The 24,263-nt window shown below is 49.4% G+C and carries 25 protein-coding genes and 1 pseudogene; 19 read left to right on the top strand and 7 right to left on the bottom strand.

The window, feature by feature from the left end:
• Positions 1–619: 619 nt before the first annotated feature.
• The 4 genes from S2091_RS04665 (at position 620) to S2091_RS04650 (ending at position 3,529) form a co-directional block, all read left to right on the top strand.
• Complete coding sequence (locus S2091_RS04665; RefSeq protein WP_105530641.1) at positions 620–973, top strand: PilZ domain-containing protein; 354 nt, start codon at positions 620–622, stop codon at positions 971–973.
• Positions 974–1,279: 306 nt separating this feature from the next.
• The gene (locus tag S2091_RS04660) at positions 1,280–1,678 is read left to right on the top strand and encodes a nuclear transport factor 2 family protein (RefSeq protein ID WP_105530640.1); all 399 of its coding nucleotides are present in this window, start codon (positions 1,280–1,282) and stop codon (positions 1,676–1,678) included.
• Positions 1,679–1,741: 63 nt separating this feature from the next.
• The gene (locus S2091_RS04655; protein ID WP_105530639.1) at positions 1,742–2,614 is read left to right on the top strand and encodes an alpha/beta fold hydrolase; all 873 of its coding nucleotides are present in this window, start codon (positions 1,742–1,744) and stop codon (positions 2,612–2,614) included.
• Between the two features lie 54 nt (positions 2,615–2,668).
• Entirely contained in the window at positions 2,669–3,529 is an 861-nt protein-coding gene (locus S2091_RS04650; protein ID WP_165794910.1) for a helix-turn-helix domain-containing protein, read from the top strand.
• A 174-nt stretch (positions 3,530–3,703) separates the two neighbouring features.
• Here the strand turns inward: S2091_RS04650 and S2091_RS04645 are convergent, their stop codons facing one another.
• Positions 3,704–4,345, bottom strand: a complete 642-nt coding sequence (locus S2091_RS04645; protein ID WP_105530637.1) for an energy transducer TonB — start codon at positions 4,343–4,345, stop codon at positions 3,704–3,706.
• Positions 4,346–4,787: 442 nt separating this feature from the next.
• Here S2091_RS04645 and S2091_RS04640 point away from each other — a divergent pair, with 442 nt between their 5' ends.
• The 3 genes from S2091_RS04640 (at position 4,788) to S2091_RS04625 (ending at position 7,881) form a co-directional block, all read left to right on the top strand.
• Complete coding sequence (locus S2091_RS04640; protein WP_207769626.1) at positions 4,788–6,254, top strand: alpha/beta hydrolase family protein; 1,467 nt, start codon at positions 4,788–4,790, stop codon at positions 6,252–6,254.
• Between the two features lie 342 nt (positions 6,255–6,596).
• Positions 6,597–7,181: a hypothetical protein gene (locus S2091_RS04630; protein WP_207769624.1), complete on the top strand. Its 585-nt coding sequence runs from the start codon at positions 6,597–6,599 to the stop codon at positions 7,179–7,181.
• An 82-nt stretch (positions 7,182–7,263) separates the two neighbouring features.
• A complete protein-coding gene (locus tag S2091_RS04625) occupies positions 7,264–7,881 on the top strand; it encodes a hypothetical protein (RefSeq protein ID WP_105530634.1) in 618 nt (205 codons plus the stop codon).
• A gap of 603 nt (positions 7,882–8,484) precedes the next feature.
• Here the strand turns inward: S2091_RS04625 and S2091_RS04620 are convergent.
• The gene (locus S2091_RS04620) at positions 8,485–8,850 is read right to left on the bottom strand and encodes a DUF4124 domain-containing protein (RefSeq protein WP_207769623.1); all 366 of its coding nucleotides are present in this window, start codon (positions 8,848–8,850) and stop codon (positions 8,485–8,487) included.
• Positions 8,851–8,970: 120 nt separating this feature from the next.
• A complete protein-coding gene (locus S2091_RS04615; RefSeq protein ID WP_105530632.1) occupies positions 8,971–9,420 on the bottom strand; it encodes an excinuclease ATPase subunit in 450 nt (149 codons plus the stop codon).
• Positions 9,421–9,716: 296 nt separating this feature from the next.
• Here S2091_RS04615 and S2091_RS04610 point away from each other — a divergent pair, with 296 nt between their 5' ends.
• Complete coding sequence (locus S2091_RS04610) at positions 9,717–10,202, top strand: hypothetical protein (RefSeq protein WP_105530631.1); 486 nt, start codon at positions 9,717–9,719, stop codon at positions 10,200–10,202.
• Between the two features lie 107 nt (positions 10,203–10,309).
• On the opposite strand, the pseudogene S2091_RS24420 reads toward S2091_RS04610, so the two are convergent.
• Positions 10,310–10,429 (bottom strand): annotated as a pseudogene (locus tag S2091_RS24420) (RNA-guided endonuclease InsQ/TnpB family protein); the annotation flags it as partial.
• Between the two features lie 367 nt (positions 10,430–10,796).
• On the opposite strand from S2091_RS24420, the gene S2091_RS04600 reads away from it, so the two are divergent.
• Both S2091_RS04600 and S2091_RS04595 read left to right on the top strand, forming a co-directional pair.
• Entirely contained in the window at positions 10,797–11,924 is a 1,128-nt protein-coding gene (locus S2091_RS04600) for a Fic family protein (protein ID WP_243405312.1), read from the top strand.
• A gap of 204 nt (positions 11,925–12,128) precedes the next feature.
• The gene (locus tag S2091_RS04595) at positions 12,129–12,848 is read left to right on the top strand and encodes a hypothetical protein (protein WP_105530629.1); all 720 of its coding nucleotides are present in this window, start codon (positions 12,129–12,131) and stop codon (positions 12,846–12,848) included.
• Between the two features lie 98 nt (positions 12,849–12,946).
• Here S2091_RS04595 and S2091_RS04590 read toward each other — a convergent pair whose 3' ends face one another.
• Positions 12,947–13,978 carry an MDR family NADP-dependent oxidoreductase gene (locus tag S2091_RS04590; RefSeq protein ID WP_105530788.1) on the bottom strand — a complete coding sequence of 344 codons (1,032 nt, stop codon included), beginning with the start codon at positions 13,976–13,978 and terminating at the stop codon, positions 12,947–12,949.
• A gap of 128 nt (positions 13,979–14,106) precedes the next feature.
• Between S2091_RS04590 and S2091_RS04585 the strand changes: the two genes are divergently transcribed.
• A complete protein-coding gene (locus S2091_RS04585) occupies positions 14,107–14,700 on the top strand; it encodes a TetR/AcrR family transcriptional regulator (RefSeq protein ID WP_105530628.1) in 594 nt (197 codons plus the stop codon).
• A gap of 90 nt (positions 14,701–14,790) precedes the next feature.
• On the opposite strand, the gene S2091_RS04580 is transcribed toward S2091_RS04585, so the two are convergent.
• Positions 14,791–15,678: an MFS transporter gene (locus S2091_RS04580; protein ID WP_105530627.1), complete on the bottom strand. Its 888-nt coding sequence runs from the start codon at positions 15,676–15,678 to the stop codon at positions 14,791–14,793.
• Between the two features lie 94 nt (positions 15,679–15,772).
• Here S2091_RS04580 and S2091_RS04575 point away from each other — a divergent pair, with 94 nt between their 5' ends.
• The 5 genes from S2091_RS04575 to S2091_RS04555 all read left to right on the top strand — a co-directional run bounded on the left by S2091_RS04575 (position 15,773) and on the right by S2091_RS04555 (position 19,799).
• Positions 15,773–16,207: a helix-turn-helix domain-containing protein gene (locus S2091_RS04575; protein WP_105530626.1), complete on the top strand. Its 435-nt coding sequence runs from the start codon at positions 15,773–15,775 to the stop codon at positions 16,205–16,207.
• A 272-nt stretch (positions 16,208–16,479) separates the two neighbouring features.
• Positions 16,480–17,601 carry a PAS domain-containing sensor histidine kinase gene (locus tag S2091_RS04570; protein ID WP_105530625.1) on the top strand — a complete coding sequence of 374 codons (1,122 nt, stop codon included), beginning with the start codon at positions 16,480–16,482 and terminating at the stop codon, positions 17,599–17,601.
• Positions 17,598–18,245 carry a response regulator gene (locus S2091_RS04565; RefSeq protein ID WP_105530624.1) on the top strand — a complete coding sequence of 216 codons (648 nt, stop codon included), beginning with the start codon at positions 17,598–17,600 and terminating at the stop codon, positions 18,243–18,245. The genes S2091_RS04570 and S2091_RS04565 overlap by 4 nt, the downstream gene beginning before the upstream one ends.
• Positions 18,246–18,363: 118 nt before the next feature.
• A complete protein-coding gene (locus S2091_RS04560; protein ID WP_165794909.1) occupies positions 18,364–18,777 on the top strand; it encodes a response regulator transcription factor in 414 nt (137 codons plus the stop codon).
• A gap of 23 nt (positions 18,778–18,800) precedes the next feature.
• Positions 18,801–19,799: a COG3904 family protein gene (locus S2091_RS04555; RefSeq protein ID WP_133166860.1), complete on the top strand. Its 999-nt coding sequence runs from the start codon at positions 18,801–18,803 to the stop codon at positions 19,797–19,799.
• Between the two features lie 67 nt (positions 19,800–19,866).
• Here the strand turns inward: S2091_RS04555 and S2091_RS23805 are convergent, their stop codons facing one another.
• A complete protein-coding gene (locus S2091_RS23805; protein WP_133166859.1) occupies positions 19,867–20,832 on the bottom strand; it encodes a collagen-like domain-containing protein in 966 nt (321 codons plus the stop codon).
• 411 nt (positions 20,833–21,243) lie between these two features.
• Here S2091_RS23805 and S2091_RS04540 point away from each other — a divergent pair, with 411 nt between their 5' ends.
• The 3 genes from S2091_RS04540 to S2091_RS04530 all read left to right on the top strand — a co-directional run bounded on the left by S2091_RS04540 (position 21,244) and on the right by S2091_RS04530 (position 24,260).
• Positions 21,244–22,326 carry a sensor histidine kinase gene (locus S2091_RS04540; RefSeq protein WP_105530620.1) on the top strand — a complete coding sequence of 361 codons (1,083 nt, stop codon included), beginning with the start codon at positions 21,244–21,246 and terminating at the stop codon, positions 22,324–22,326.
• On the top strand, positions 22,314–23,075 hold the full coding sequence (locus S2091_RS04535; protein ID WP_105530619.1) for a LytR/AlgR family response regulator transcription factor: 762 nt from the start codon (positions 22,314–22,316) through the stop codon (positions 23,073–23,075). The genes S2091_RS04540 and S2091_RS04535 overlap by 13 nt, the downstream gene beginning before the upstream one ends.
• A 183-nt stretch (positions 23,076–23,258) precedes the next feature.
• On the top strand, positions 23,259–24,260 hold the full coding sequence (locus S2091_RS04530; RefSeq protein WP_105530618.1) for an MBL fold metallo-hydrolase: 1,002 nt from the start codon (positions 23,259–23,261) through the stop codon (positions 24,258–24,260).
• The last annotated feature ends 3 nt before the right edge of the window (positions 24,261–24,263 follow it).

Raw genomic sequence — 24,263 nt, 5'->3', positions numbered from 1 at the left:
ACTCGCATAGTGGCAGTTTTCTTTCTATAGATAATGCGAAGCAAGAAACACGAAATAGCATTTCATCAATGATGATCAAGAGTATATGTGTATTTAGGCCGAAAAAGCTATGCGAAACTACGTGCGGTTAAAGCAAAAGGCAAGGAGGGGATACGCATTATGTTGAGTCAATGGTAGTCGTTCCAAGGTGGCATGCCGAGCAGTGTCGTGGCATGACAGTTCTTTGTAAATTGGTCAAAAAGTCAGCAAATTTACTTTTTCATCGATTGGTGACAGATGGCGGTTACCCATTGAATTCGACTGATAGCGATGTGATGCGGGATTATGTGGCCTCATAATTGGTGTGCTACGTTATGACACCTTGCGAGTTAGGTCAGGTCTAAGATGCCTACATTTTTGACGTATAGCGTCATAGCGCCACTCTAGTGAAGCGCATTGATTTAAGATAGACAATGCCAATTTGCGATACTATAAACCCCGCTGCATGACATTGTGGCTGATGTGTCCATTAATAAAAAGTAAATAGTTAGACGTTGAGTGAATTGAACAGAAATATTTTTTCGCAACTTGCGCGTTGAATCAGCAGACGAAGCAAGACTTTATATCGGAAAGAGTTCGTATGACAACGATGACAATTACCAAAGAAGGCCGCTCTCATTTGCGCAGGATATTGCATTGCAAGGTTAAGGTGATTTCGAAAAATGGTTCAGTGCTCGTCGGGAGATCAATCGACATTTCTCTGACTGGTATCAGCGTAATGCTGGACGAACCTTTCGACCATGCGCCGCAATGCATAATCATGTTTGAGGCACTATCCGCAAACCAACTTACCAGCAGCAAGCTGATCAATGTGACTGTGAACGCGGAAGCCGTCTATTCGATTTGTGTTGGCACAACCGGTTTTCGGGTCGGATTCAAATTTGACCGTATTAATGAGGAAGCGTTGAAATCGTTGCGCTTGCTTCTCGCGTGACTTCCCATGACGGTTCATCCTGTTCCAGCATTGAGTTTGTTGATCAGTCAGCCCGCGTATTCAGTACTAAGTAGATTCTATAAAAAACTGAGGTCTAACACTCAACCATTTAGTTGTTTGAGTGTTAGACCCCTTTTGCGTATACCTTTTGAACTGCCCCAAAATAGTTGCACAAAATGATTGAGCAAGCCAGTTTGATTACCTGGCAGGTAATCGACCGGACTAAATGTTGAGTAGAGAATTCGTCTGTCGATTAAGACAAACAACTTTCCGGAAAATCCGGCTCAAACATAAAGGAGCTCTACCATGTCAACCTCACAAACTTCTCAACTGATTGCCGAACAGGCGCATCGTATTGCTACGCAATATATTGCCGTTTGGGATGAAATGGGCGCTACCCACCGCCGCTCTCTGATTTCGTCCACGTTTACCCCCGACGTGGAATATACCGACCCCATGATGCAAAGTGCCAGCCATGACGGCATGGACAAAATGATCGCCGCTGTGCAGGCACAATTCCCAGATTTTCGTTTTCAGCTACATGGAACGCCGGACGGGCATAACAATGTCGTGCGTTTTTCTTGGAAGCTGGCAGCAAAGAATGCTGCACCGGTCGCGTTCGGCACCGACATCGTCATTGTTACTGAAGATGGACGCATCAGTAAAGTAACCGGTTTTTTGGATGCGGCGGCGGTACCAGGCTGATTCTGCACTGAACTAATTTTCCAATTCAAATTTAATACAAACTAATTTTTTATGGAGTTGATCATGACTGCGAAAAACGTTGATAAGCAAGTCCCCGTCGCCACGTTGGGCGAGCCAGGATTTATACGCACTACCGATAACGTGAATTTGTTTTATCGTGATTGGGGTGTTGGCGAAACCGTGGTGTTCCTCAGCGGTTGGGCTATGTCGTCCGATACCTGGTGCTATCAGATGCTGCATCTGAACGACCAAGGTTTCCGCTGCGTTGCCTACGACATGAGGGGCCATGGTCGCTCCAGCGATCCAGGGCGCGGATACGACTTCGATACAATGGCGCAAGACCTGGCCGCAGTACTGAACGTACTTGAGCTGCAGTCCGTTACGTTGGTTGGGCATTCTATCGGTTGCGGAGTAATCACACGCTATTTGACTCGCTATGGAAGCGGACGCATCAAGCGTATTGCCATGCTTGGTACCGTCACTCCCTGCATGCGTAAAGCCGCAGATAATCCTGACGGTGTTCCTGATGAGGCAATTGACTATTTTTTAACTAAGCAGTTGATGCAGAATTTTCCCGGCTGGATAGAAGGAAGTAAAGGGCCGTTCTTTGGAGAGAAAACGCCGACAGGAATGGATACATGGCTTACTCAAATAGCGCTATCAACCTCTGGGAAAGCTTTGTTGGAATGCAGCCGTTCACTGCAGGACGCAGACTTCAGGAAAGAGCTGACCAACATTGATGTACCTACACTGATTTTGCATGGGGACAAAGATGTCAGCGCACCGCTGGAACTGACCGCGCGCCGTACTGCCGCATTGATTCCAGGAGCCAAGCTGAAAGAGTATGCGAATGTAGCGCATGCTTTATTCCTTACCGACGTGGATCGGGTTAATGCTGACCTGTTGGAATTCATTGGCGGCAAAAAAATGGAATAATCATATGCCGCAAACTGCATGCCAATTGTCGATTTATTTTATGGAGTTGACCCTATGTCTGCCTCAAATGCTGTAACAGATACTTCGGGCGGCCATGCCGTCTCCAATCCTTATTTCAAGGATTTCGCTTCGGCGCTTCGATATTGGCGCGACAAGCGCGGTTTTAGCCAGCTGCGCTTGTCGACAGTTAGTAATATTTCGCAGCGACATATTAGTTTTCTTGAAAGTTGTCGAGCGCAACCAAGTAAGGAATTAATTCTGAAAATGGGAGTGACTCTCGATATTCCACTTCGCCAGCGCAACCAGATGCTATTGGCAGCAGGCTTCGCGCCAGCCTACCAGGAGCGGAAAATGTCGGACCCGGAATTGGAGTCGGTCAGATATGCGCTAAATTTCATGTTGGCGCAGCAGGCACCCTATCCAGCGCTAGTGGTTGATCGCCTCTGGAATCTGGTCATGAGTAATGAGCCGGCGCTGATGATGATCAAATGGTTGTTAGATATTCCAGACAGCCAGCCAGTTTCAACTGAAGGTCTGAACGTTATCAAGATGATGCTTGATCCCTCGTCGCTAAGGCCCTATTTGGTTAATTGGGAACACATTTGCGCAGATCTGCTGCACTGGATTCAGCGCGAAGCAATGAGTGATGGGCCGGGCAGTGAATCTACACTGTTGCTTCAAGAACTGGCCACCATTCCGGGCGTGCAATCAGCGAAGAACGTGCCCAATCTAGATACGCGGGCATTGCCCTTTATGCCTGTCACCATACGCAAGAACGACGTGACGCTGAATCTGTTCACGTCGATTACTACCATGGGAACGCCGCACGACGTGACCGTGCACGAGTTGCGGGTGGAGTCGTTTTTTCCGGCTGATGATGCGACTGCAGCCTGGTTCAAATTAAAAGCGAAGTGAGTTACGGAAAAATGTTCGGCCACAATTTTTATATATATTTTTAGACGAAAAAGATCAGATGTTAACTGTTACGGCTACGCTGGCTTCTTTACTAAGAAGCCAGCGTAGCCTGTGCTAAAACAAAATAGGTATTGTTGCGGATAACGTCAATAGGGCATATTTTTGTCGATCGGCTTAACTCGGCAATTTCCATGCATATTCCACGGCAGTCCATAATTGCTGTGGTTTTCCATCAACGGTGCCGGGTTTGAACTTACACAAGCCCAACGCTTTTTTTGCAGCGACATCTAATGTTTTAAAGCCAGATGACTTTTCGATTTTTGAATCTGCTACACGACCATCCAATCCAATCAAGAACTGAATCCGGACGACTCCCGCTTCTTCATTGCGCAGGGAATTAGTTGGATACGCTGGCTTATCACAAGTACTGAAATCGACCTGCGCCTTGACAACCGAAGGGCCTGTTGTTGATGTCGTCGCGACTTCAGTCGCATCTGAAGGCTGCGGTTGTACATTCGTTGTAGCCGCAATCGCGTTTGGCGAAACTGGTTGATCTACCTGTATCTCCGGCACTGGAATGAACGGTGGTGGCGGCTCAACTAATTTCGGTGGAGGTGGAGGTGTCTCAGGTGGAGGAGGTGGTGGCTTCACCTCTTCAATGATTGTTGTTTCTATCGGCAGTTCTTTTATTACGGCGATAATTTGCTTACCCAAGCCGGTTAGCAGCGCATAGATAACTATCGCATGAATCACCACAACAACAAAAATACCCGTCATTTTTTTGATCGGATCTTGCTCGCGTTCTGAAAAATTCATATATCCCCCAATGCGGCGTAATAGTTACTTCAAAATCCAAATTCAGCATTTGGAATTAACATCGCTTTTCTTCAATACTTTTTAATCTTGGTTCATTTAAAAATATTGCTATGAAATTGAGTGTATGTTTTTAAATAAATTCCATCTGTTCGTTATCGAACATAGGGTTACAGGCTGGAATGAAATCCCCGCCGATGAATGACCTGTTTAGGGAATAAGATCCGGCAGCATAGGGAATTAAGCCATGTTTTGATGTGAGCGCTGACCGGCAGAAAACGGCAAAGACTGTGTGAAAACGCAAATAAATCGCAGATTGACTTATCAATAAAAAAAGGTAAGAGTGCGTTTAAATGTGTCCCTGAGTAATTACAGGCAGAAAATGTGCTTGGACGCATAGGAAGATACGTAGTCTCTGTTATGAATCTTAAAAAGGTGTTCGAGTATGCTAAAGAAAAAAATGAATGTGGCAGTAGCATCGATCAAAATTCTTGCGGGCGCGGCGTTCGCATTCCTTGCCAGCGCGGCAGTAGCCGGTTCTTCCGATATAAAGATAGAGCCGAAGGCGGATACGCATTCAATCGCTCAGGAAATTGAGGGGAATTGGGGCGGAACGCTGGCGGGAACCTTGCGCCTTATTTTGCACGTCAAAAAATCACCTTCCGGCGAATATACAGCAGTCATGGAGAGCGTGGATCAAGGGAATGCCATGATTCCGGTTGATAAGCTGGAAGTCACTGCTGATCACCTCATTTTGTCGGCCACGACGGTTCATGGTTCCTTCGATGCCAAATGGGACGACAAGGCCAAAGCCTGGGCCGGAACCTGGACACAAGGCCAGGGCATGCCGCTTACGCTATCACGAACAAACGGCGACATACCGAGGCCAAGACGACCGCAGGAACACGCGATTGAGACTGCACCTTTACCCTATGGCCAGCAGGCAGTTACTTTTGATGGCGGGAACGCAAATGTCAAATTAGCCGGAACATTTAGCACTCCAAAGGGAGAAGGCCCTTTCCCAGCTGTGGTGTTGATTGCCGGATCGGGTCCAAATACACGTGATGAAGGGGTTGCCGGCCACAAGGTTTTTTTAGTACTGTCGGACTATCTAACTAAACGAGGTATCGCCGTATTGCGGTACGACAAACGCGGCGTCGACCAGTCAACCGGTGACTACAAATCAGCCACCACGGCGGAATTTACTTCTGACGCCGAAGCTGCTTTCACCTATTTGCGCAGCAGGGCCGATGTCGATGTACGACATATCGGATTGATCGGCCATTCTGAAGGCGGCGAGATTGTGCCAGCGGTTGCGGCTAATGATGCGAAAGTCAGCTTTATCGTTCTGCTAGCGGGCCCCGCCATCCGCGGCGATAAATTATTGGCGGAACAAATATATTTGATAGATAAAGCGTCCGGCGTTCCCGAAGATCATGGCACCATCAGTCGTAAGATAAATGAGGAAATATTCACGGCAATTGCTGAGGCAGCGAATGAGTCCGAGGCAAAATTGAAGGCAGAAGCCATTTTTGACAAGGCAGTGGAAGACCATAAGATATTTGGCGACGTTGCACAGACCAAAGCAGCAGGCTTTTCTCAATTGAGTACGCCATGGATGCGCTATTTCCTGAGTTACGATCCCGTTCCTGCGCTGCGCCAGGTGAAGGTCCCGGTACTGGCACTTAATGGATCACTCGACTTGCAGGTTCCACCTAAGGACGATCTGGCTGCCATGCGGGATGCTTTGAGCAACAATAAAGATGTGACGGTAATGGAGTTAGCCAATCTTAATCATCTCTTCCAAGCCGCCAGCACGGGATCGCCAACGGAATATGCGGTAATTGAGGAAACCATCAATCCTATCGCCTTGAATGTTATCGGTGATTGGGTATCGGCACATACGAAGTGATGGGGCGGGTTGACGCTAAAGAATTCTCTGAAATTGATGCCTGCTCTTCAAAAGTGGGCACCATCGTAGAGCGCATCGAATAGTTTTTTGAGGCGCCACGCTCTAAGACTTGCGCTCGCAACCACTTCAGCTGTGGGCGGCTTATTACCTGCATTTATGAAATTTATGTTTTCATAAATGGTGGAACAAAACCTACTTGGATTATTTATACTAATGCGCACTGTCGTTAATAATCTTCCCTTCATTTTGATTGAAAAATCGAAGAAGGCAGGATGAGTTTGCATAATCAGAACCCAAATTCACCGCTCAGGCAATTCCACTCTTGAACATTTGGAGAGATTAATGAATTGGTATCGAACTCTAATTACACTAGCAATGTGCCTATTGATTGCGCCGAATTTTGTTTCGGCGCAAGCGACCACTCCTACGACGGTTGAGATTCAGCCAGCACTGCACGACGGGCAACATGATTTCGATTTCTATTTTGGCAGCTGGAAACAGCACCTCAAGCGCCTAATTCATCCCCTGACAGGGTCCACGACGTGGGCCGAATTTGACGGCACGATTGTCGTCCGACGAGTTTGGGATGGGCGCGCCAACCTGAATGAGTTTGAGGGCGAGGGCCCGTCAGGGCATATTGAAGGTCTGACGCTGCGTCTCTATAATCCGCAAACTCACCAGTGGAGCTTGTATTGGGCCAACAGCAAAGATGGTGCTATTGGCGGACCACCCAGCGTTGGAGAATTCAAAAATGGACGCGGTGAATTCTTTTGCCAAGATACCTTAAATGGCAGAGCTATTTTTATTCGATATATTTGGTCGGACATCACTCCGAATTCGGCCCACTTCGAACAGTCGTACTCTGACGATGGAGGCAAGACATGGGAAGTAAATTGGATATCAACAATGACGCGGCTGCAAGAATGAATCTAACCAGGCGAGCTGGGCCCCAGTAGATAGTACTGATTTAATCGATATACGCTTGATGAGAACTAACGGAGTCAAGATCATGAAAAAATGTTTGCGCATCTATGCCTTAATCTATTCCTTAACTTGCACTTTGATTGCCTGCATTTCACAGCAGGCAATTGCGCAACAGGATTCGCCTGCATCAAATGCTCAGCAAGCTGTTACCGTGCCAGATGGGCAGCACGACTTTGATTTTGAGATAGGCACATGGAAAACGCATTTGTCGCGTCTATTGCACCCGCCAACGGGCTCAACAACATGGGTAGCCTATGAGGGGACAACCATAGTCCGAAGAGTTTGGAATGGCCGCGCAAATCTGGTGGAACTTGATGTTGATGGATCTGCGGGCCACATTCAAGGTTTATCTCTCCGACTATATAACCCTGACTCTCACCAATGGAGCCTAAATTTTGCCAGCATCAGCAGCGGCACGGTTGATGCTCCTACCGTCGGCGAATTCAAGAATGGGCGTGGTGAATTTTATGATCAGGAAACCCTGAATGGCCGAAGCATTTTGGTCCGTTTCGTCATATCAGACATCACCCAGAACTCGTGTCACTTCGAGCAGGCGTTTTCAAAGGATGGCGGTAAATCATGGGAAGTGAACTGGATCGCGACTGACACACGGATCAAGGGCGAAGCTGACAAAACAAATTGAACGACAAGTTCTATGTGTGGATTGACCTTCAATATGAGCAAAGGCGGCTTCTGAGAACCCTATCCGATGGCTCAGGCACAACAGGGATAGACTCCATATTCGCATCAAGAAAGCCACCAATTCGCATTTTAAATGAGCTACCAGTTTGCATGCGTCAAACCAGCAGCCAACTTAAATGTTCACCATTGTGAGAATGCTTGATTAAGTCCTTAACTCTAAAAAACACTTTTTTAAACAACGCGTGAATGTCTGGTGAGGAACGGCGGATTCAACGGGTTGCTGCTAGATGGATTATTACTGCTATTACTGCTATGAGTGCCCATTGCCGCCAGATCGGGTTGCTGAAACCTGTCATTCAGGCAGCGAGGTTTGAGTACAAACGTAAGGTATCCTATCCAATAGAGACGCCAGGCTGGCATAAATGCCGAATGAAAAACGTCGTCGAAATACTTCCTAACGCGTCGACCGTCAATATGCCGCTTTGGCTTGTAGTTCATCGGAAAATTAAGGGGAACCCGATTATCGGAAATGTATTTAACCAATTGTCCAAAATACTGATAGAAGAGATTTCAGTCGATCAACGACATTTTTGTCAGCTCTACTTCAATTACATTCATCGGCCACCCTTTTTTCTGCCGCTTTAAGCTCAGCGTCACTATTGGCAGTTCCCGATCTCGTTGCCTTGGCTGCTTTAACTGCGTTCCAATGATCCATAGCGTGAGCACAGCTTGCAAATAGCTTTGCGACTTCTGCTTTTTCTTCTTTTGAAGGTAATGAAGTGTTCTTCGGTGTCGCTGCCGAATCGACCGATGCGCTATGCAGAGTGACTGTTGATTGACCAGCATTAGCGGGACAAGGCGTATCCTGAAAACTAGTTGACCCGTCCGGCAGGGTACATTTAAATACCCCTGCCTGTACCTGAAGCGGAAGGCTAATAAACAATATCGCGAACTGAACTGATAACTTCAATTGCATCTCCTTTCAACGTTTTAATTTGCCGCACACGCGGACTGTACCAAGAGCAATGGTCGACTTTTCTCGCCACGCCATGAAACATCGCTTTGTTTTACCGGTCTATCCATCTGCTTGTTAATTCTGGCCTTTTGCCACTTTGGCAAAAAGGCCCCTGAACATAACGCTGGCAAATGGATGGTCGACATGACATTGAATAACTGTGTTTCGCGCACTCTCGACTTGCTTGTAATAGTTGACCATGTCAACGACAGCGTTTGCTCCCTTTTCTTTGGCACGATTGTGAAATGAAACGAGCGCTGCCAGTGCCGCTTGCTTGCACGCGTATCGATCGCCCATCTCAGTAGCATTGCCTTTGACATTGCCAACAGCAGCCGACTTTAGCATTACGACCGTCTCTGGCGTTACTTGTCCTTTCAAATAAAATTTTACGGACCCATCAAGGACATCGCGAGCTTCAGGCATAGTCAGCACGTCTTGCAGCGAGAGTTCCAATATAGAATCGGCTGCCCAAACAGACGACATTGTACCCATCGTTAGGACCGCGATCATCAGATATGATTTCATATTCTTTAAATTTATCGGTTTTTAAAATACTGCACTCAAGAAAAAAACACCAAATAAAATTGCAGCCTGAACTAAACGAAATTTCGTCATGCTACAGTTAACCTCCACAATTTTAGTTAGTTTCGCACTGACCGAAATGTGCCGAATCCGACCTTTCACAAAAAAAAATGACTGGCGCCTTAACGACGGGGATGCGGCCGCTTACTGGTCATGACTTAACCATTGCATGGGGTCATGGACATGATAAATACCTGAGTCAATTGCGAATTGGCGAAGATAGTGTGTAGGTTAATGTAATGGACGCCTCCCCTCACTTAAGTAGTGTGTTGAAACTCTACTTTGGCACATTGCGATGCCGTTGTGGGCGGGAGGCGTCCATTACATTAACCTACCTCGCTGAACCATCAAAAGTACTTCAAAAAAATAATGAGCAGGTCTATCTGCGCATGGTTGAGCAAACCAAGCAAATTGCGGTAGCCCACATGCCAATGCTGAAACGTGATTTAACAGAATTTGCCAAATCAATTAAACATCAGATCAATACCGAATCTAGCAGTAAGCCCGTTGATAGGGTAAAACAATTCAACATCGTTGGCATTGCGGTTATTGCGACGCTGTTTGGTATTTTCATCGGTTCAACGTGGTTTGGCCAGGGTACGAATCAATCGCGCGAAGAAGAAAAAAAACTGGAAATGGGTAATTCGATTGCGAAAGTTATCCCTTTGCTCGACAAAACAACGAAGGACAAAATAATCCAATTAATGGAAGAAAACTCAAAATAGCTACCCTCTTCGCTAAATTGAGCCCAACAAAATTTCACATCCTCCCCGCCCTAAACGGCGGGATTCTACTGTGCTCAAACAAACACTGCTTGAGTCGCTTCGGTGGGTTGCCGCCTGAACTCACCCCAACGCTGATCGAGGATAGAACGGTTCAAACCGGACTTCTGGGCTACCTTCGTACCGGGCTGTTCGCTATTCCCCTTGGCAGACCTGGACATATTCCGTATGCCATCCGCGCTTGCATCCCCGCCCTAAAGGACGAGGTTTTACGCGCAAGTCTGATAAAATCCATCATTAAAAATACGTCGGATGTTTTACAAAATTGGTCAAAATTTGCGACACAAGCCGGTATTGGTTCCGATGAAATTAACCGTATTCAACAACATTTTTGGTTGCCACTGGCCTAATTTGTCTGAAAATGACCACCAAACCAATTTCGGCAATTAAGTCGGCAATAATTAATTGAATTCAATAATGAATGAATGTAGTATCTGCATATAAATCAATAAGTTACATATTTTAATACTCGGAATTCAACTCGGCAAAAACATGTATTCTAAAGCAAACCAATTCGAACCTCTGATTCCGTCGCCAATGCCACAAGCGCTAATCGATAAAGCGTCCGAAATCTCAACATCCTCATTACGATTGACATCTGCAGCGCATCCTTCTGCGCGCTCTGCAATTCGTGAAATTGTACGTTCGCTAAACTCATACTATTCCAATCGCATCGAAGGTCAAGGGACACACCCACAAAATATCGAACGTGCGCTCAGGATGGAGTTTTCGGATAAGCCGGACATCGCCCGCCTGCAGCGGGTTGCGCTAGCCCACATTGAGGCCGAACGAGCTCTTGAAAATCGCGTGCTCGGTGGCCAATCAGCAATGTCGTCAAATTTTTTAATCGCATCCCACCATGCATTGTATTCGCGGCTTGAAGTAGAAGACCGAACGACCGTAGACGGTCATATTATTGTGCCAGGCGAAGTGCGGACGCAAGAAGTCGAGGTTGGTACTCATGTTGCTCCCACCGCTTCATCACTGTTGAATTTCTTTGAGCGAATGGACGAAGTTTACGATCGTTCGACGGGTTGGGATTTAAAACTAATTTCGGTCGCTTGTGAGCACCATCGCGCCGCATGGGTACACCCTTTCAGGGATGGAAACGGTCGTTCGGTGAGGTTACAGTCACATTGCGCCTTGTGGAATTTATCGGATGGATTGTGGTCGCCGAGTAGAGGAATTGCACGAACAGTAAACACCTATTATGCCAAACTACATAACGCAGATATGCCACGACGTGGCGACCTTGATGGAAGAGGAAATTTAACTACCGCAGGTCTCAATGAATGGGTCGAATACTTTCTGGATATCTGCCTTGATCAAGTAAACTTCATGAGCAAGATGCTTGATCTCGATGGTATGAAGCGCCGCATCGAGGCGCTGATTACTTTTCGTTCGATGCACGACAAAGGTATGCGCGCAGAAGCAATTTTGCCGCTCTTTCATGTATTTGCGGCCGGGCCGATTACACGCGGCGAATTTACGCAAATAAGCGGCTTAGGTGATCGTACCGCCCGTTCGTTGTTGTCACGCCTACTGGCCACCGGACTGCTTGTTAGCGACACTGCCCTTGGACCTGTGCGTTTTGGGTTGCCGCTTGACTCCCTTCAATTCTTGTTTCCTGAACTCTATCCCGAAGCTGCCACAAGTCCTGACTGAATTGCTATTACCCGTGAATCCCCTCCTTTGTGTAATGCTACCGACGATTTAAATAAATTACGGTGGCACAGTCTTTCATAAACAATCCTATTCCATTCCAGGAATTCATCCTTGCGTGTTGCTGCTATAGCTGCGCAGCGATAGCGGAATGAGCGGTCACGTTCGCCGGAATGCGCAGTAACAATTAAAATTTCTCTCTCCATCATGACCATGAAAAAATACAATAAACCGCATGTGACTGCGATCCTGATATTTTCTACAGTGCTGTGCGGATGCGCCTCAAAACTACCTGATCGCACATTAAAGCCTGAACTGATCTACACATCGGGCAGCCCAGAGCCAACTCAAATCATTCTGCAACAAACGCAACACGTAGAAGTTGTATCGACCATAGAAGGGCTTAGGAATTCTGTGGCCTCATCAGATTACAAATACAGCCTTACGACTGCTGAAGGTAAGACTGTTGCATTGCCATTTTTGGATGCGACAAACGACTCGTCAGGTGCAGGTCATATCGATTTCGTCTTTTACAACACCGCCAGTAGCAACTGGATTGCGAGCAGTGTTGTTCTGAGTACGCATATGGAACATGTGAGAGGTTTATTTGAGTGGAAAAGCGTTGATGATTTATTTGTCGCTGTCCATGTAAAGACTTTTACCAAGGATGCCTTGGTTAGTAAAAAAACTATTGAGGTATGTAATATCTCTGAAGCCAAGAACCCTGTCATTCAGTACGACAAATTGCGCCCCGCACTTCGGTATTGTGGAAAAAGCGGAACAACCGTCTATTTTCCCTTCACCGACACACTCACCATAGAGAACGCAAACAATTGCTGCCCCGGCCCTGCGGAGCAGGAGCACTTCGGCAAGCGCCGTAGCCTCAATACGTTTTTTGAGGAAGCCATAATCACCACCTCTAATTAACTTGGGCCTGATCCCTTTGCGCTTGGCTCCCGATTTTGTGATGTAACTACAAGGTGATTCAATGGGGGGGAAGATACTTCAATCCCCCTGAGCTGTGCCTATAACTCCACGTACACCAATCCTTTGAGTCGTCCCAGGCAAGCTTCATGCAACGCTTGCGGCGCACTCTCGATCCCGGTGAATTTTGAGGAGGTTAGGTGGATGCCATTGTCCTGTTGCCATTCATCGAGGTGCTGAAGCCATTCATTGAACGCGTCAGGATCGTTGTCGGCGCTGTAGCCGCGCAGCGTCATGCCCTTGATGATGAGTTGAAACGAATCGAGCTCCACTGGTGCAACTTTCGTCGCGCCCTTGGCAGCTAACTCGGCAGTCAGTGCGCCGAGCAGTACGAAGCGCGCTCCCTGTCGGGCGACTTCTACCGCAGCCTGCAAATGCTCGCCACCTACTATATCTACATAGACATCAATACCTTCCGGCGCTGCATCGGCCAACAGTTCGGCAATTGGCGTGCTGCCGATGACGATGACTGCGTCATAGCCGAGGGCTGTTTTCATCCATTCGGCTTTGGTATGGGAAGTGGTGCTGCCGATGACGCGCGCGGCACCGAGCCTGCGGGCGATTTGTCCAGCCATTGATCCGATAGCACCTGCACCGCTGGAGACGAAAACCGTGTCACCTTGCCGCACTTGAACACCGCGGGTCAGCGCGGCGTAGGCTGTCCAGCCGTGCCCAAGATACGCCACCGGATTGACTGGCCCTGAAGGCAGAAGTACGCATTGGTTCAGCGGAACCGCCGCGTACTCGCGCCAGCCGCAATGATGCGAAACAAAGTCGCCGGGCTGTAAGCCGCTTTCGGATGGTGCCGAGACCACTTCGCCGATCGCTCCATCGGCCAGCGTATCACCGGGTTTGATCGGTGGAAACGGAATGCCTTTGATGTCTTCCGCACCGGCACTCATCATTAAGCGTGCGGAAATCGAGATACGAAACCACCGATTGCGCACCAGAATTTCTTGTGCGGAGGGGCGTGGCATCGGGGACGTTACGATCTCAAAATGTTCAGGGCGGGGTGTTTCATCGGGCCGTCGCGCGAGTTTGACTTCGCGGGATGTTAGGGGGTGCACGATCATGGTTAACTCCAAGTCAGATGTGAAAAAAATCAGGCTGCACATCGCATGTTTTGAAATGCGAGCATATAATCGCATTTTATCGTTGCGTCGCGAGTTTGCCCATTCGCGTTCTATTTCGACGGAGAATCATGCGCAAAGCACCAAGCCAACAACGTTCACAGATCATGGTGGATACCATTATTGAAGCCGCCACTCGCGTATTGGCACTGCGTGGCTGGGCGCGTTTCAAGACCAGCGAGGTTGCTGATGTAGCCGGTGTCAGCATTGGGTCGCTTTACCAGTATTTCCCCAACAAGCTCGGACTTGCCGAAGAGATTCGGCAGAGGCACCTTGACGCTGTGCTCGCGGCGCTTACTGTCTCCGGTAACGGGCGGCAAATTTCAACACTTGATCAATGGGTAACTCGCCTGATTGATGGTGTTATCGCAGTTCATTCGGTCAACCAAGCCTTGCATCGCATCTTGCTTGAAGAAGTGCCATTTGCCGGGCAATGGAATTATGAGGAGTTTAAAAGTGAATATCAGGGACGTTATCGGGATCTGATCACGGCGAGTTCGGGCAAGCATAGTAGTGCACGTGATGATGTGGCTGGACGGGTGCTTGCAGCAGCGGTCGAAGGCGTGGTTCATGCCGCGGCCCGGCACGGAGAACTTGACTCGCCTGCGTTGAAGGCGGAGCTCGGTCAAATGGTTCGGGCTTATTTGCGTGATCGATCTGGGTAATCCAGAATCAGGTCTCACATTTATACATTGATTAGCTAGTCGTTGATATACAGATCGTGGGTAGAAATTGCCAAACCTTTCAGGATGACATTAACCATGGATAAATTTAAAAACCGTGAAGTCGCAGAAGTGTTCAAAAGCTAGCGCGAGGTTACGGAACATTTTTAATTGAAGTAGGGGTGTTGATACCCTTGCTTCGATGCGCATGAATCCGACAACTCCAATAGCCGCTGCTACTAAAAGTGTTAGATTGAGCAAACCAAAATCACCCCGCCCCACAGTCATTGCCAGTGCATAGGCCGCAAGCGTTAATGTAAGCAGCATGCCTGTCTTGTCAAAACCGCCCCTAATTGTTTTGTGATTATGTCGGTCAACCGGCAGGTAACGCAGCACAAGTAAAAAGGTAAGGATGCCCAAGGGCAGGTTGATGAGGAATATGGCTTGCCAACCGATCCGTGCGATCAAAATTCCGCCTAACGAGGGGCCAAGCGCGGTGCCAATTGCAGACATCGTTCCGAGTAGTCCCATGGCACTGCCGGTTTTTTCCTTAGGCATTAAATCGCCGACAAAGGACAGTGACAATGACATCATGGCGGCGGCTCCGAGACCTTGTATGGCGCGCGCGGCAATGAGTAACCAGAGCGCGGATGCGATACCGCACACGACCGAAGCGCCGGTGAAGAGAGCAATTCCGGCCAGCAGTAGTCTGCGGCGCCCGGTTAGGTCTCCAAGGCGGCCGATGCCGACGACGAGCGTGGTAATAGCGAGCAAATAGGCGATGACAACCCACTGCACTTGCTGAAATGACGCACTAAATGCTTGTGCCAGCGTCGGCAATCCCACATTGACGATGCTGGTGCCAAGGGAAGACAACACCATGGAAAACGAAAGACCGACTAACGCTAAGCGAACTGACGGCGTCTGGGAAACACCTGCGATATTAGCCGTGCTGGGTTCTGCAACTTCTTGTTTTAACATGGTTTTTTCCTTCAATGTTTAGGGTTTGATTGTTGTGCTCCGAGAACTGAAAGGCTATTATTCAACTTCAAGTCAACTTGAGGTCAAGCGATTTATGGGGCTCGATATATCTGAGGTAGCAAAGCGTTCCGGCATCTCCTGCTCGGCATTGCGTTTTTATGAGGAAAAAGGACTGATTACCTCGATCGGCAGGAAAGGCTTGCGGCGACTTTTTGCCGCCGACGTGCTGGAGCGATTGGCACTCATCGGCCTGGGACGTGCCGCAGGTTTTTCACTTGAAGAGATCGAGAGCATGTTTGTAGCAGATGGGCAACCTACCATTAACCGTGCGGCGCTTAACGCCAAGGCAGAAGAAATCGACTCTACGATTCAGAAACTGAGTGCTATGCGCGATGGCTTGCGACACGCGGCGGCTTGCTCAGCGCCAAACCATTTTGAATGCCCTACTTTTCGTCGCCTCATGCGAGCTGCCGCAGTCGGTGTCATTGACGCACCAAAAAAGAAGGCTCCGCGATCAAAGCTGGTTTAGGCGCGCAGCATGTGGTCACGCGTTTGCCTTAACGTTGATATAACGAAATGTTGACATCAATGTGCGCTACCGCTCAGACAATCACCAAATTTGAGACCAACCTACGTAAGAGCCGCCCGACAACACGTGTGGCTATAACGTGGATCATCGCCAGGTTTTCGCGTTGGACGGTGTCGTTTCGATTTTTTCAAATGGGCCGAACCGGTCGATCTGGATGACACTCGTGGTTCAACCTCGGCTCGACAGGTGCCTGCCTTAAAGGGTTCTCCAACATGCAAATCTCTTCCAATTCTCCCAAAAAACGGATCGCTGCGATAAATACGATCAATGCTAGTTCGCTTAAAGCATTGCGGTTATCCGAGAGTCGCTACCGCCGGCTATTTGAAACCGCGCAGGATGGGATACTTTTGCTTAACGCGGATACCGCCCAGATCGAAGACGTCAATCCCTATTTAATCAACATGCTGGGATATTCGCATGCCGTGTTTCTCGGCAAAAAATTATGGGAAGTCGGTTCATTTGCAGATGTTGCTGAAAGCAAAAATATGTTTGCAGAACTGCAAACAACAGGTTATGTCAGGTACGAAGACCTTCCTCTCAAGACAAAATCAGGTGAGCTCATTGAGGTGGAATTCGTCAGTAATACGTATGAATGTGAAGATATTAAGGTAATTCAGTGCAACATCCGAAACATCTCCCAACGCAAACAGGTTGAGCGCGAACTCATTGAAAGCAAGGCACATTTGCATCAGCTATCGATTTTTCTGCAACGGGCGCGTGAGGAAGACCGTGCCCATTTTTCCCGCGAATTACACGACGAGTTGGGTCAGAACTTAACGGTATTAAGGATCGATTTCAACGGGCTAGCGAACCAACTAGCGACCAGTGATCCGGCAATTGCTGCGCGGCTCGATGCAATCGATCAAGTGATCATTCGAACGGTGGACGCAACGCGGTTGATTTGCGAAGAGCTGCGTCCTGGTATGCTCGATGACCTTGGCTTTGAAGCCGCGATCACTAGCTACGCGAGGAGTTTTACCAAGCGGTTCGGCGTACCCTGTGATCTGTTGCTGGATCGCGAGGACTATGGACTGGATAAATATCTATCGACGGCAATTTTCAGAATCGTTCAGGAAGCGCTAACCAATATCGCCCGTCACGCACAGGCTTCGCATGCCATGGTGGCATTGCAGGATTGCGATAACGGCTTGCTGCTGACGATAGCCGACGATGGAATCGGCTTGCCGACTGAGCTGACCGATGAAAGAAAAACCTTTGGCATACTTGGCATGAAGGAGCGCGTCAACATGCTGGGCGGACGAATTGCAATCGATAGCGCACCGGGGCGAGGAACCCACATCGAAGTGAATATCCCCAGAAACGATTCGCCATGATTCGTATCCTGATCGCCGATGACCATACCCTGATGCGTGACGGGTTGAAGCAGATTCTGTCTACTGCAGGCGATATGATTGTTATAGGAGAAGCCAGCAACGGTTTCCAAGTACTTTCAAGCGTTCGCAGTGAACAGTGCGACCTGCTGTTACTCGATATGACGATGCCCGGTCGGAGCGGAGTCGAGCTGATCAAACAAATCAAAGCAGAAAAGCCCAAGTTGCCAATTTTAGTCCTCAGTATGCATAAAGAGGGTGAATATGCTGTCCGTACTATTCGCGCTGGCGCGGCAGGTTATCTTTGCAAGGACAGCGCTTCGCAGCAGTTGCTCAGTGCGATACGCGCGGTGTCATCAGGTGGGCGTTTCATCAGCCCGGAAGTTGCCGCTGATCTTGCGTTCGGTTTGATACTCGGAGATGAGCGGCCACTTCACGCCTCATTGTCGGAACGCGAATTTCAGATTTTTCGCCGGATAGCTGCCGGTAGCAGCATCAACGACATTGCCAGGCGGCTCAACCTAAGCGCCAAGACAGTCAGTACCTACAAGACTCGCGTCATGCAAAAAATGCAAATGACCAGTGTCGCTGAACTAATACGCTATGGGCTGAAACACGGCCTGGTGGACGATTCGTCCATTCCCTGATTTCCGTCTGATCTAATTGCTGTAGGGCAATTCCTACAGCTAGTCACTCCCTCTGCTGATATCGCCCAAAAATCGGCCGGCGTAGCATCACGTTAATGATATTAACGAGCTGATGACGATGTTGAAAATTCTCCTGATTGAAGATTCTCTGATCTTGCGTGAGCGGCTTGGTACGTTAATTAATGCCATTCCAAACGCCGTGTTGGTGGCCCAGGCTGACAACGAGGACCATGCACGAACCTGTCTTCAACAGGTTCAACCAGACATCGCCATCATCGATCTTCGACTTAAACGCGGTAGTGGCTTGACGTTGATCGAACATATCAATTTTATGTATTCCGATATCACGACGATCGTGCTGACGAACTTTGTGCAACGCGAATACCAAGCCAGGTGCATGGCACTTGGCGCTCATTACTTTTTCGACAAAACCAAGGGCAGCGAAGCTTGCATTAATCTGCTAACAGCGCTTTGCAAGCACAGTTGCGACGTAGTACCGATTGCCGAGATGCACAGAGGAATTGAATCATGATCAACAACTGGAGTTTGACCACTATGTTCAACGTAAATGCGTTACGTAAGCCAGGCACAATACCTGCATTTATCCTGTTCCTCGTGCTCGCGTTGCACGGTTTCTCCGTGCATGCCGAACTGGTTTTTCGTAGCGTTGAGCAGGTAGACGGCCAACAACGCTGGTCGCCGATCAAGAAATACAGTAACCCGTCCGACATTCTCTACACAAGGGGTGGAGCGACAGCGCATGCCGAAGAGGTGCGGGTAATTCTTTCCGGAGAGGTCACGCACCGCGACGTGGAGAGCGCAGAAATTATGGCAAAACTGATTAAAAGCGGCAAACAAAAAATTGCCAACAACACGATATGGTTTTCCAGTAATGGTGGCGATATTGATGCGGGGATGGAACTCGGGCGGCAGCTTCGTGCGTTGGGCATTGACACTATCGTTGGCAAGAATGACCGCTGTATGAGTGCATGTGTGTTCGCATTCATGGGAGGTGAACGCCGCAGTGTGGCAGGACAGCTCGGCATTCATCGTCCGTTTTTTCCGTTCACTCAGGATGCATCTTCACGCCTCGACCAGTTTCGCCATTTGGAGAGTACGTTGAAGAACTTCGTCGAGGAGCTGGATTTCCCCTCTTCATTGTATGAAGCGATCATGCTGGTTCCCCCGGAATCTGTGCAGGTGGTCAGCCCGGCAGATCTGAAACGGTTTTATTTGGAAGGAATCAGTCCATCGTCCGAAGACCGGCTGGATGCAGCCTCAGCGCGGCGACTCAATTTAACCATGTTCGCTTACCTGCAGCGCAAAGCGCGTGCACCGACGTGCGCATTTCTTGACGCAGGTCAGGGTAGATGCGAAGGCAGAGTGCAGGAAACAGCAATAACAGCAGCAAATGAAAGTGCAGCAGAAAGTGCTGCGGATAGTCTGGCCAGCATGTCGAAATCTGAATTGATTGAGGCCGGACGGACAGACGGATCAATGGTGCAGGCTACGGCAGATGCGCAGGTCGTTCAACCTTTTCGAACGAATCATTAATTATCAGGCCCGTAGTGAAAGTGCCGCTTAGGGCCTGGCATTCTTCAATCACCTGAAATGACGATGATTAGTTACTGATTATTACATCAACCCGGTGACCATTATCCTGCGTCGAGTCGGTGAGTGGACCGAGGTGGATTCTGGATTCTTTCACTCCGGCATCGGTCAGGGATTCTATAACGCTATGCACATAACGATTGCTCGGACCGTTGATCGTGATTTGTGAAGATGGATTCTGATTCATATAGCTCACAATCTCTTGCGTTTTGCCGTCGTCTGACTTCTGAGTATCGTCGCTATTGCCTTTAAACGTGTAATTCCAGGATGGTGTTGAGTTGCCCTGAGCGCCGGTACCGGTATAGCCGAGTGCTCCGGTAGAACCGCCCATGCCTTGCGCGCCAGTCTGACCGACCTCACCTTGTGGGCCAGTAGAACCGGTAGCGCCAGTCGGCCCAGATAAACCTGCCGTTTCAGTGTTACCTTGAGCCCCAGTAGATCCAACTAATCCTTGCGCGCCAGTGGCGCCGACTGCGCCAGCCGGACCAGCAGGACCTTCACGCGACGGACCTTCAGGACCTCTGCTTCCAATTACGCCCTGAATACCGGTTAACCCGGTAGCGCCCGTTGCACCTGCAGGCCCTGGTATGCTGGAACCTTGTGCTCCGGTATCACCGGTCATCCCTTGTGCGCCGGTCGCGCCGGTTGCTCCGGTTGGACCAGCACGCCCCACCACCATTCTGCCTTCAACACCCGTTTCGCCAACAGGACCTTGCATGCCCTGTGCGCCGGTCTCACCCGTCGCACCTGTTGGACCAGCCATCGCGAGACCAGTAGGGCCGGTGGCACCGGTTTCACCCTGTATACCCTGCGCACCAGTAGCGCCAGTCGCCCCAGGAGGACCGACGTAACTGATGGGTGCTGGTTGCTGTACATAGTTGTTTTCTGCGACGTGCGGCGGAGTACTAGTGCACCCTGCGGCGAATAGTCCGATTATCGCTAGCGATAGCGTACTTTTTATCATTGTGGATTTCATGGCAATTCCTTTAATTTGAGTAGCTAAAATTGCGCACTTGTATAAGAAATTGACCTCGAAATCGTCAGTGCGCGCTACGATTCGCAATCCAAGCTACACCGAGCGCACAACCAACTCTGTTCGGTGATGCACATAACGGAATTTATCGTTGAAATATTCGGTAAAGTTATTGCTTGTAGGAGACTATCCGCGAAGCCAACCAATATGTTTGAATCGACATTCTTATCGATGGGGCTTTTTTATTTTCTGAAAAACGTAGAAAGACTTAATGCCGAAACGCAAGTTTCGATTGGTGGTTCCAGCCGCGAGGAGGCGACGTGAAGTAATGCTAGGGGCTCCGCGCCAGAGTGAGCGCATGGCACGATGAACTGCGTTGCACAGGGGAAGTCAACAGAATAAAATAGCGTTACTATGAGTCAACCCCGTGCATCCAACTTCCCCAATTTCTGGCAACTTCAGGCGATAGGCTGGACCAGCCTCTATTTGCTGATTCTAATCGCCATGATTCCTGTCATTGGCGCGCCCGGTATGTTGCGTGGGAACGCTATCTATGTCGGCGTTGCATTTATCGAAAGTTGCGTGCTGTGGCGGCTGTGCCGTTCTGCTATCGCGAAACAACATTCGTGGTTGGCGCTTGAGGCTCGTGCTTTCGTCTGGTCGCTCTGCGCGGGTGCATTTGGAGCTCTGGTCGTGGAGCTCGGGATCTCGGATATCCGGCCCCTCGAATGGATAAACTGGTTGACCGACTGCCTTCAGATTACGGTGATTCTATTTCTGTGGTGCAGTCTTTATTTCAGTATCAAACAGTGGCGCCACTCGGTTGACGAGCGCGAACGCCGCATTCTGGCCGAACAGGCATTGCGCGAAGTTCGTCTGAACTCACTGCGCTATCAACTCAACCCGCATTTCCTGTTTAATGCCCTGAATGTGGTGTCGACTCTGGTGGCAGAGGGCAATGGTAGCGGCGCAAACCGTATGCTGAGCCAGATCGCCGAACTGTTGCGCAGCACTCTCGATTCTGACGGTGCATTGAGTCATACCTTGGCTGAAGAGATAACGCTGGTGAACCGCTACCTCGACATTGAGAAGGTCAGGTTTGGTGAACGCTTGCAGATCAATATTGACATTGATGACGCGGTCACGGATGCCACGGTGCCGACCATGCTGTTGCAACCACTGGTTGAGAACGCCATCAAGCATGGAATCAATTTGCAAATCGATGGAGGCTGGCTCCGAATCGCGGCGGTGTCTGCTGAAGGGCGCGTATCCATCATTGTTGAGAATTCCGGCCATCGCGATCTGGTGGTGGTTCCTGTGAAGCACGCTTCGTTGGGGGTTGGCCTCGCGAATACCCGCGAAAGGTTGCAGACGCTGTATCCAGACAGCCATGAACTTGAGTTGACCTGGCCGGAGCATGGCGGATGCTGCATAAAGATTGAGATCCCATTGGTGAAGCCAGTCAATCCCCGGCAGGAGATCTTGTGCGAGTCTTGATTGTCGATGACGAGCCTCTGAGCCGACGGGGTGTTCGTGCTCGCTTGCTGCGCTTCTCTGACATTAGCGTGATCGGGGAGTGCGGTGACGGAATCTCTGCGGTCGAGAAGATTCGTGCCGAGAATCCCGATCTGGTGTTTCTAGATATCCAAATGCCCGGGTTGAACGGACTTGAAGTGATGAGGCAGCTCGATCAGGAGCATCTCCCGCTGGTGATTTTTCTGACCGCGTACGATGAGCATGCACTGAGCGCATTTGACGTGCAGGCATTGGATTATTTGGTCAAACCGATAGACGATGAACGCTTCTACGTCGCTCTCGAGCGTGCCCGTGCACTGCTCGAAACCTCCCAGCGCTTGCGCTCCGCAGAGAAAATGATTGAAGTGTTAAAAGGCGAGAGTTCACCGTATGCTACGCACTTCCGCGTACAGACCGGGACGCGTATTCAGATTGTCGACGCTGAAAATATCGACTGGATTGCCGCAGCGGGCGACTATTGCGAACTACATGTGCAAGGCCGTCTGCATCTTCTGCGCGAAACCATGCGCTCATTCGAAGAATGTCTTGATCCGGCGCGCTTCATTAGAATCCATCGTTCGCGCATCCTGCAAAAATCGCGTGTGATGGAATTGCGCCGCCTTGAAAACCGCGAGTTCTTGATTACGCTTGTTGATGGTTCTGAGCATCGATCCAGCCGCACGTGTGCTGACCGTATCGACAGCTGGCTATTGGGGCGTAATCGCCACTAGCGGAATGTGGTTTCTAAAGATAACCCCCGCGCCGAAATTCTGCACAAATCAAAAAACTTCGTCGTGCTAAACCTTCGATCTGGCGCAGCGCATTGTCGATTCATCGAATCTTCGGCACGCAGCTTCTGGTTTCTTCCCACAGACTGCTAGAGTTAGCGCATTCCACAACGCAAGGAAGACGCAATGAAAACCGCCACACCTCACTTTTTTACCCTGTCACGTCCAATCCGCCCAACGTGGTGCCGGACTATGTTGGCGTTGGTCATGCTGGCACTGTTTACTACACTCAGTTGCCAGGCGCAGGATGTTATTCCATTGCTGCTAACAACTAAGTTCAGCCCGGGCGCTTCAGACTGTGATCACAACCCGCCGCCACCTCTGGAAATCAGGCAGTTCGATGCCACGACTTATGTCTTGCGAGAGAGCCTGTGTGTGACCGATGAAGCACCTTTTATGTATCTCATTATTGGCTCAACCCGGGCTCTTTTAATTGATACCGGTGATGTTGCTGACCCTAAAAAAATGCCGCTCGCGCAAACCGTATTGCGGCTCTTGCCGGCAAAAGCTGGGCTCACGTTGCCCTTGCTTGTCGCTCATAGCCACCGGCACAGTGACCATCGTGAGGGCGACGTGCAGTTCCGGGGTTTGCCAAACGTAGAGGTGATTGGTCACGACATCGATAGCGTGAAAACGTATTTCGGTTTTGTCGACTGGCCCAATGGCGAAGCCCACATTGACCTTGGTGGCCGTATTGTCGATGTGATTCCGACTCCCGGTCACAACGAGACGCACGTGGCATTCTACGATCGCACCACAGCGCTGGTTTTTTCGGGGGATTTTCTTATGCCGGGGCGTCTCCTGATTAACGACAAGCAGGCTGATCTTGCCAGTGCTCGCCGCATGGCTGCTTTTGCAAGTCAACACCTTGTCAGTTATGTACTGGGAGGGCACGTTGAAATCAATGATGCTGGGGAGACGTTTTCTTGGGGAGCGACCATGCATGCCAACGAACACGTTCTTCCATTGACCAAGAAAGATCTGATGGCGTTACCCGAGGCTGTCGAACACTTCAACCATTTCTACACGCACTACGGTTCTTTTATTATGCAGGACCAGCTTTTCGTGCCGCCATTCCTGACATTGGCCGCACCGGATTCTCTGGTTTTACTTGGATCGACCCACTGATGT

This window comes from Solimicrobium silvestre (genome assembly GCF_002976435.1).
Classification (GTDB): Bacteria; Pseudomonadota; Gammaproteobacteria; order Burkholderiales; family Burkholderiaceae_D; genus Solimicrobium; species Solimicrobium silvestre.
This window is presented reverse-complemented; position numbering and strand designations above follow the sequence as displayed.

Coding starts and splice junctions, on each gene's coding strand:
- S2091_RS04665 (WP_105530641.1), top strand. CDS start 620: ATGACAACGATGACAATTACCAAAGAAGGCCGCTCTCATTTGCGCAGG.
- S2091_RS04660 (WP_105530640.1), top strand. CDS start 1,280: ATGTCAACCTCACAAACTTCTCAACTGATTGCCGAACAGGCGCATCGT.
- S2091_RS04655 (WP_105530639.1), top strand. CDS start 1,742: ATGACTGCGAAAAACGTTGATAAGCAAGTCCCCGTCGCCACGTTGGGC.
- S2091_RS04650 (WP_165794910.1), top strand. CDS start 2,669: ATGTCTGCCTCAAATGCTGTAACAGATACTTCGGGCGGCCATGCCGTC.
- S2091_RS04645 (WP_105530637.1), bottom strand. CDS start 4,345: ATGAATTTTTCAGAACGCGAGCAAGATCCGATCAAAAAAATGACGGGT.
- S2091_RS04640 (WP_207769626.1), top strand. CDS start 4,788: ATGCTAAAGAAAAAAATGAATGTGGCAGTAGCATCGATCAAAATTCTT.
- S2091_RS04630 (WP_207769624.1), top strand. CDS start 6,597: ATGAATTGGTATCGAACTCTAATTACACTAGCAATGTGCCTATTGATT.
- S2091_RS04625 (WP_105530634.1), top strand. CDS start 7,264: ATGAAAAAATGTTTGCGCATCTATGCCTTAATCTATTCCTTAACTTGC.
- S2091_RS04615 (WP_105530632.1), bottom strand. CDS start 9,420: ATGAAATCATATCTGATGATCGCGGTCCTAACGATGGGTACAATGTCG.
- S2091_RS04610 (WP_105530631.1), top strand. CDS start 9,717: ATGGACGCCTCCCCTCACTTAAGTAGTGTGTTGAAACTCTACTTTGGC.
- S2091_RS04600 (WP_243405312.1), top strand. CDS start 10,797: ATGCCACAAGCGCTAATCGATAAAGCGTCCGAAATCTCAACATCCTCA.
- S2091_RS04595 (WP_105530629.1), top strand. CDS start 12,129: ATGACCATGAAAAAATACAATAAACCGCATGTGACTGCGATCCTGATA.
- S2091_RS04590 (WP_105530788.1), bottom strand. CDS start 13,978: ATGATCGTGCACCCCCTAACATCCCGCGAAGTCAAACTCGCGCGACGG.
- S2091_RS04585 (WP_105530628.1), top strand. CDS start 14,107: ATGCGCAAAGCACCAAGCCAACAACGTTCACAGATCATGGTGGATACC.
- S2091_RS04580 (WP_105530627.1), bottom strand. CDS start 15,678: ATGTTAAAACAAGAAGTTGCAGAACCCAGCACGGCTAATATCGCAGGT.
- S2091_RS04575 (WP_105530626.1), top strand. CDS start 15,773: ATGGGGCTCGATATATCTGAGGTAGCAAAGCGTTCCGGCATCTCCTGC.
- S2091_RS04570 (WP_105530625.1), top strand. CDS start 16,480: ATGCAAATCTCTTCCAATTCTCCCAAAAAACGGATCGCTGCGATAAAT.
- S2091_RS04565 (WP_105530624.1), top strand. CDS start 17,598: ATGATTCGTATCCTGATCGCCGATGACCATACCCTGATGCGTGACGGG.
- S2091_RS04560 (WP_165794909.1), top strand. CDS start 18,364: ATGTTGAAAATTCTCCTGATTGAAGATTCTCTGATCTTGCGTGAGCGG.
- S2091_RS04555 (WP_133166860.1), top strand. CDS start 18,801: ATGTTCAACGTAAATGCGTTACGTAAGCCAGGCACAATACCTGCATTT.
- S2091_RS23805 (WP_133166859.1), bottom strand. CDS start 20,832: ATGAAATCCACAATGATAAAAAGTACGCTATCGCTAGCGATAATCGGA.
- S2091_RS04540 (WP_105530620.1), top strand. CDS start 21,244: ATGAGTCAACCCCGTGCATCCAACTTCCCCAATTTCTGGCAACTTCAG.
- S2091_RS04530 (WP_105530618.1), top strand. CDS start 23,259: ATGAAAACCGCCACACCTCACTTTTTTACCCTGTCACGTCCAATCCGC.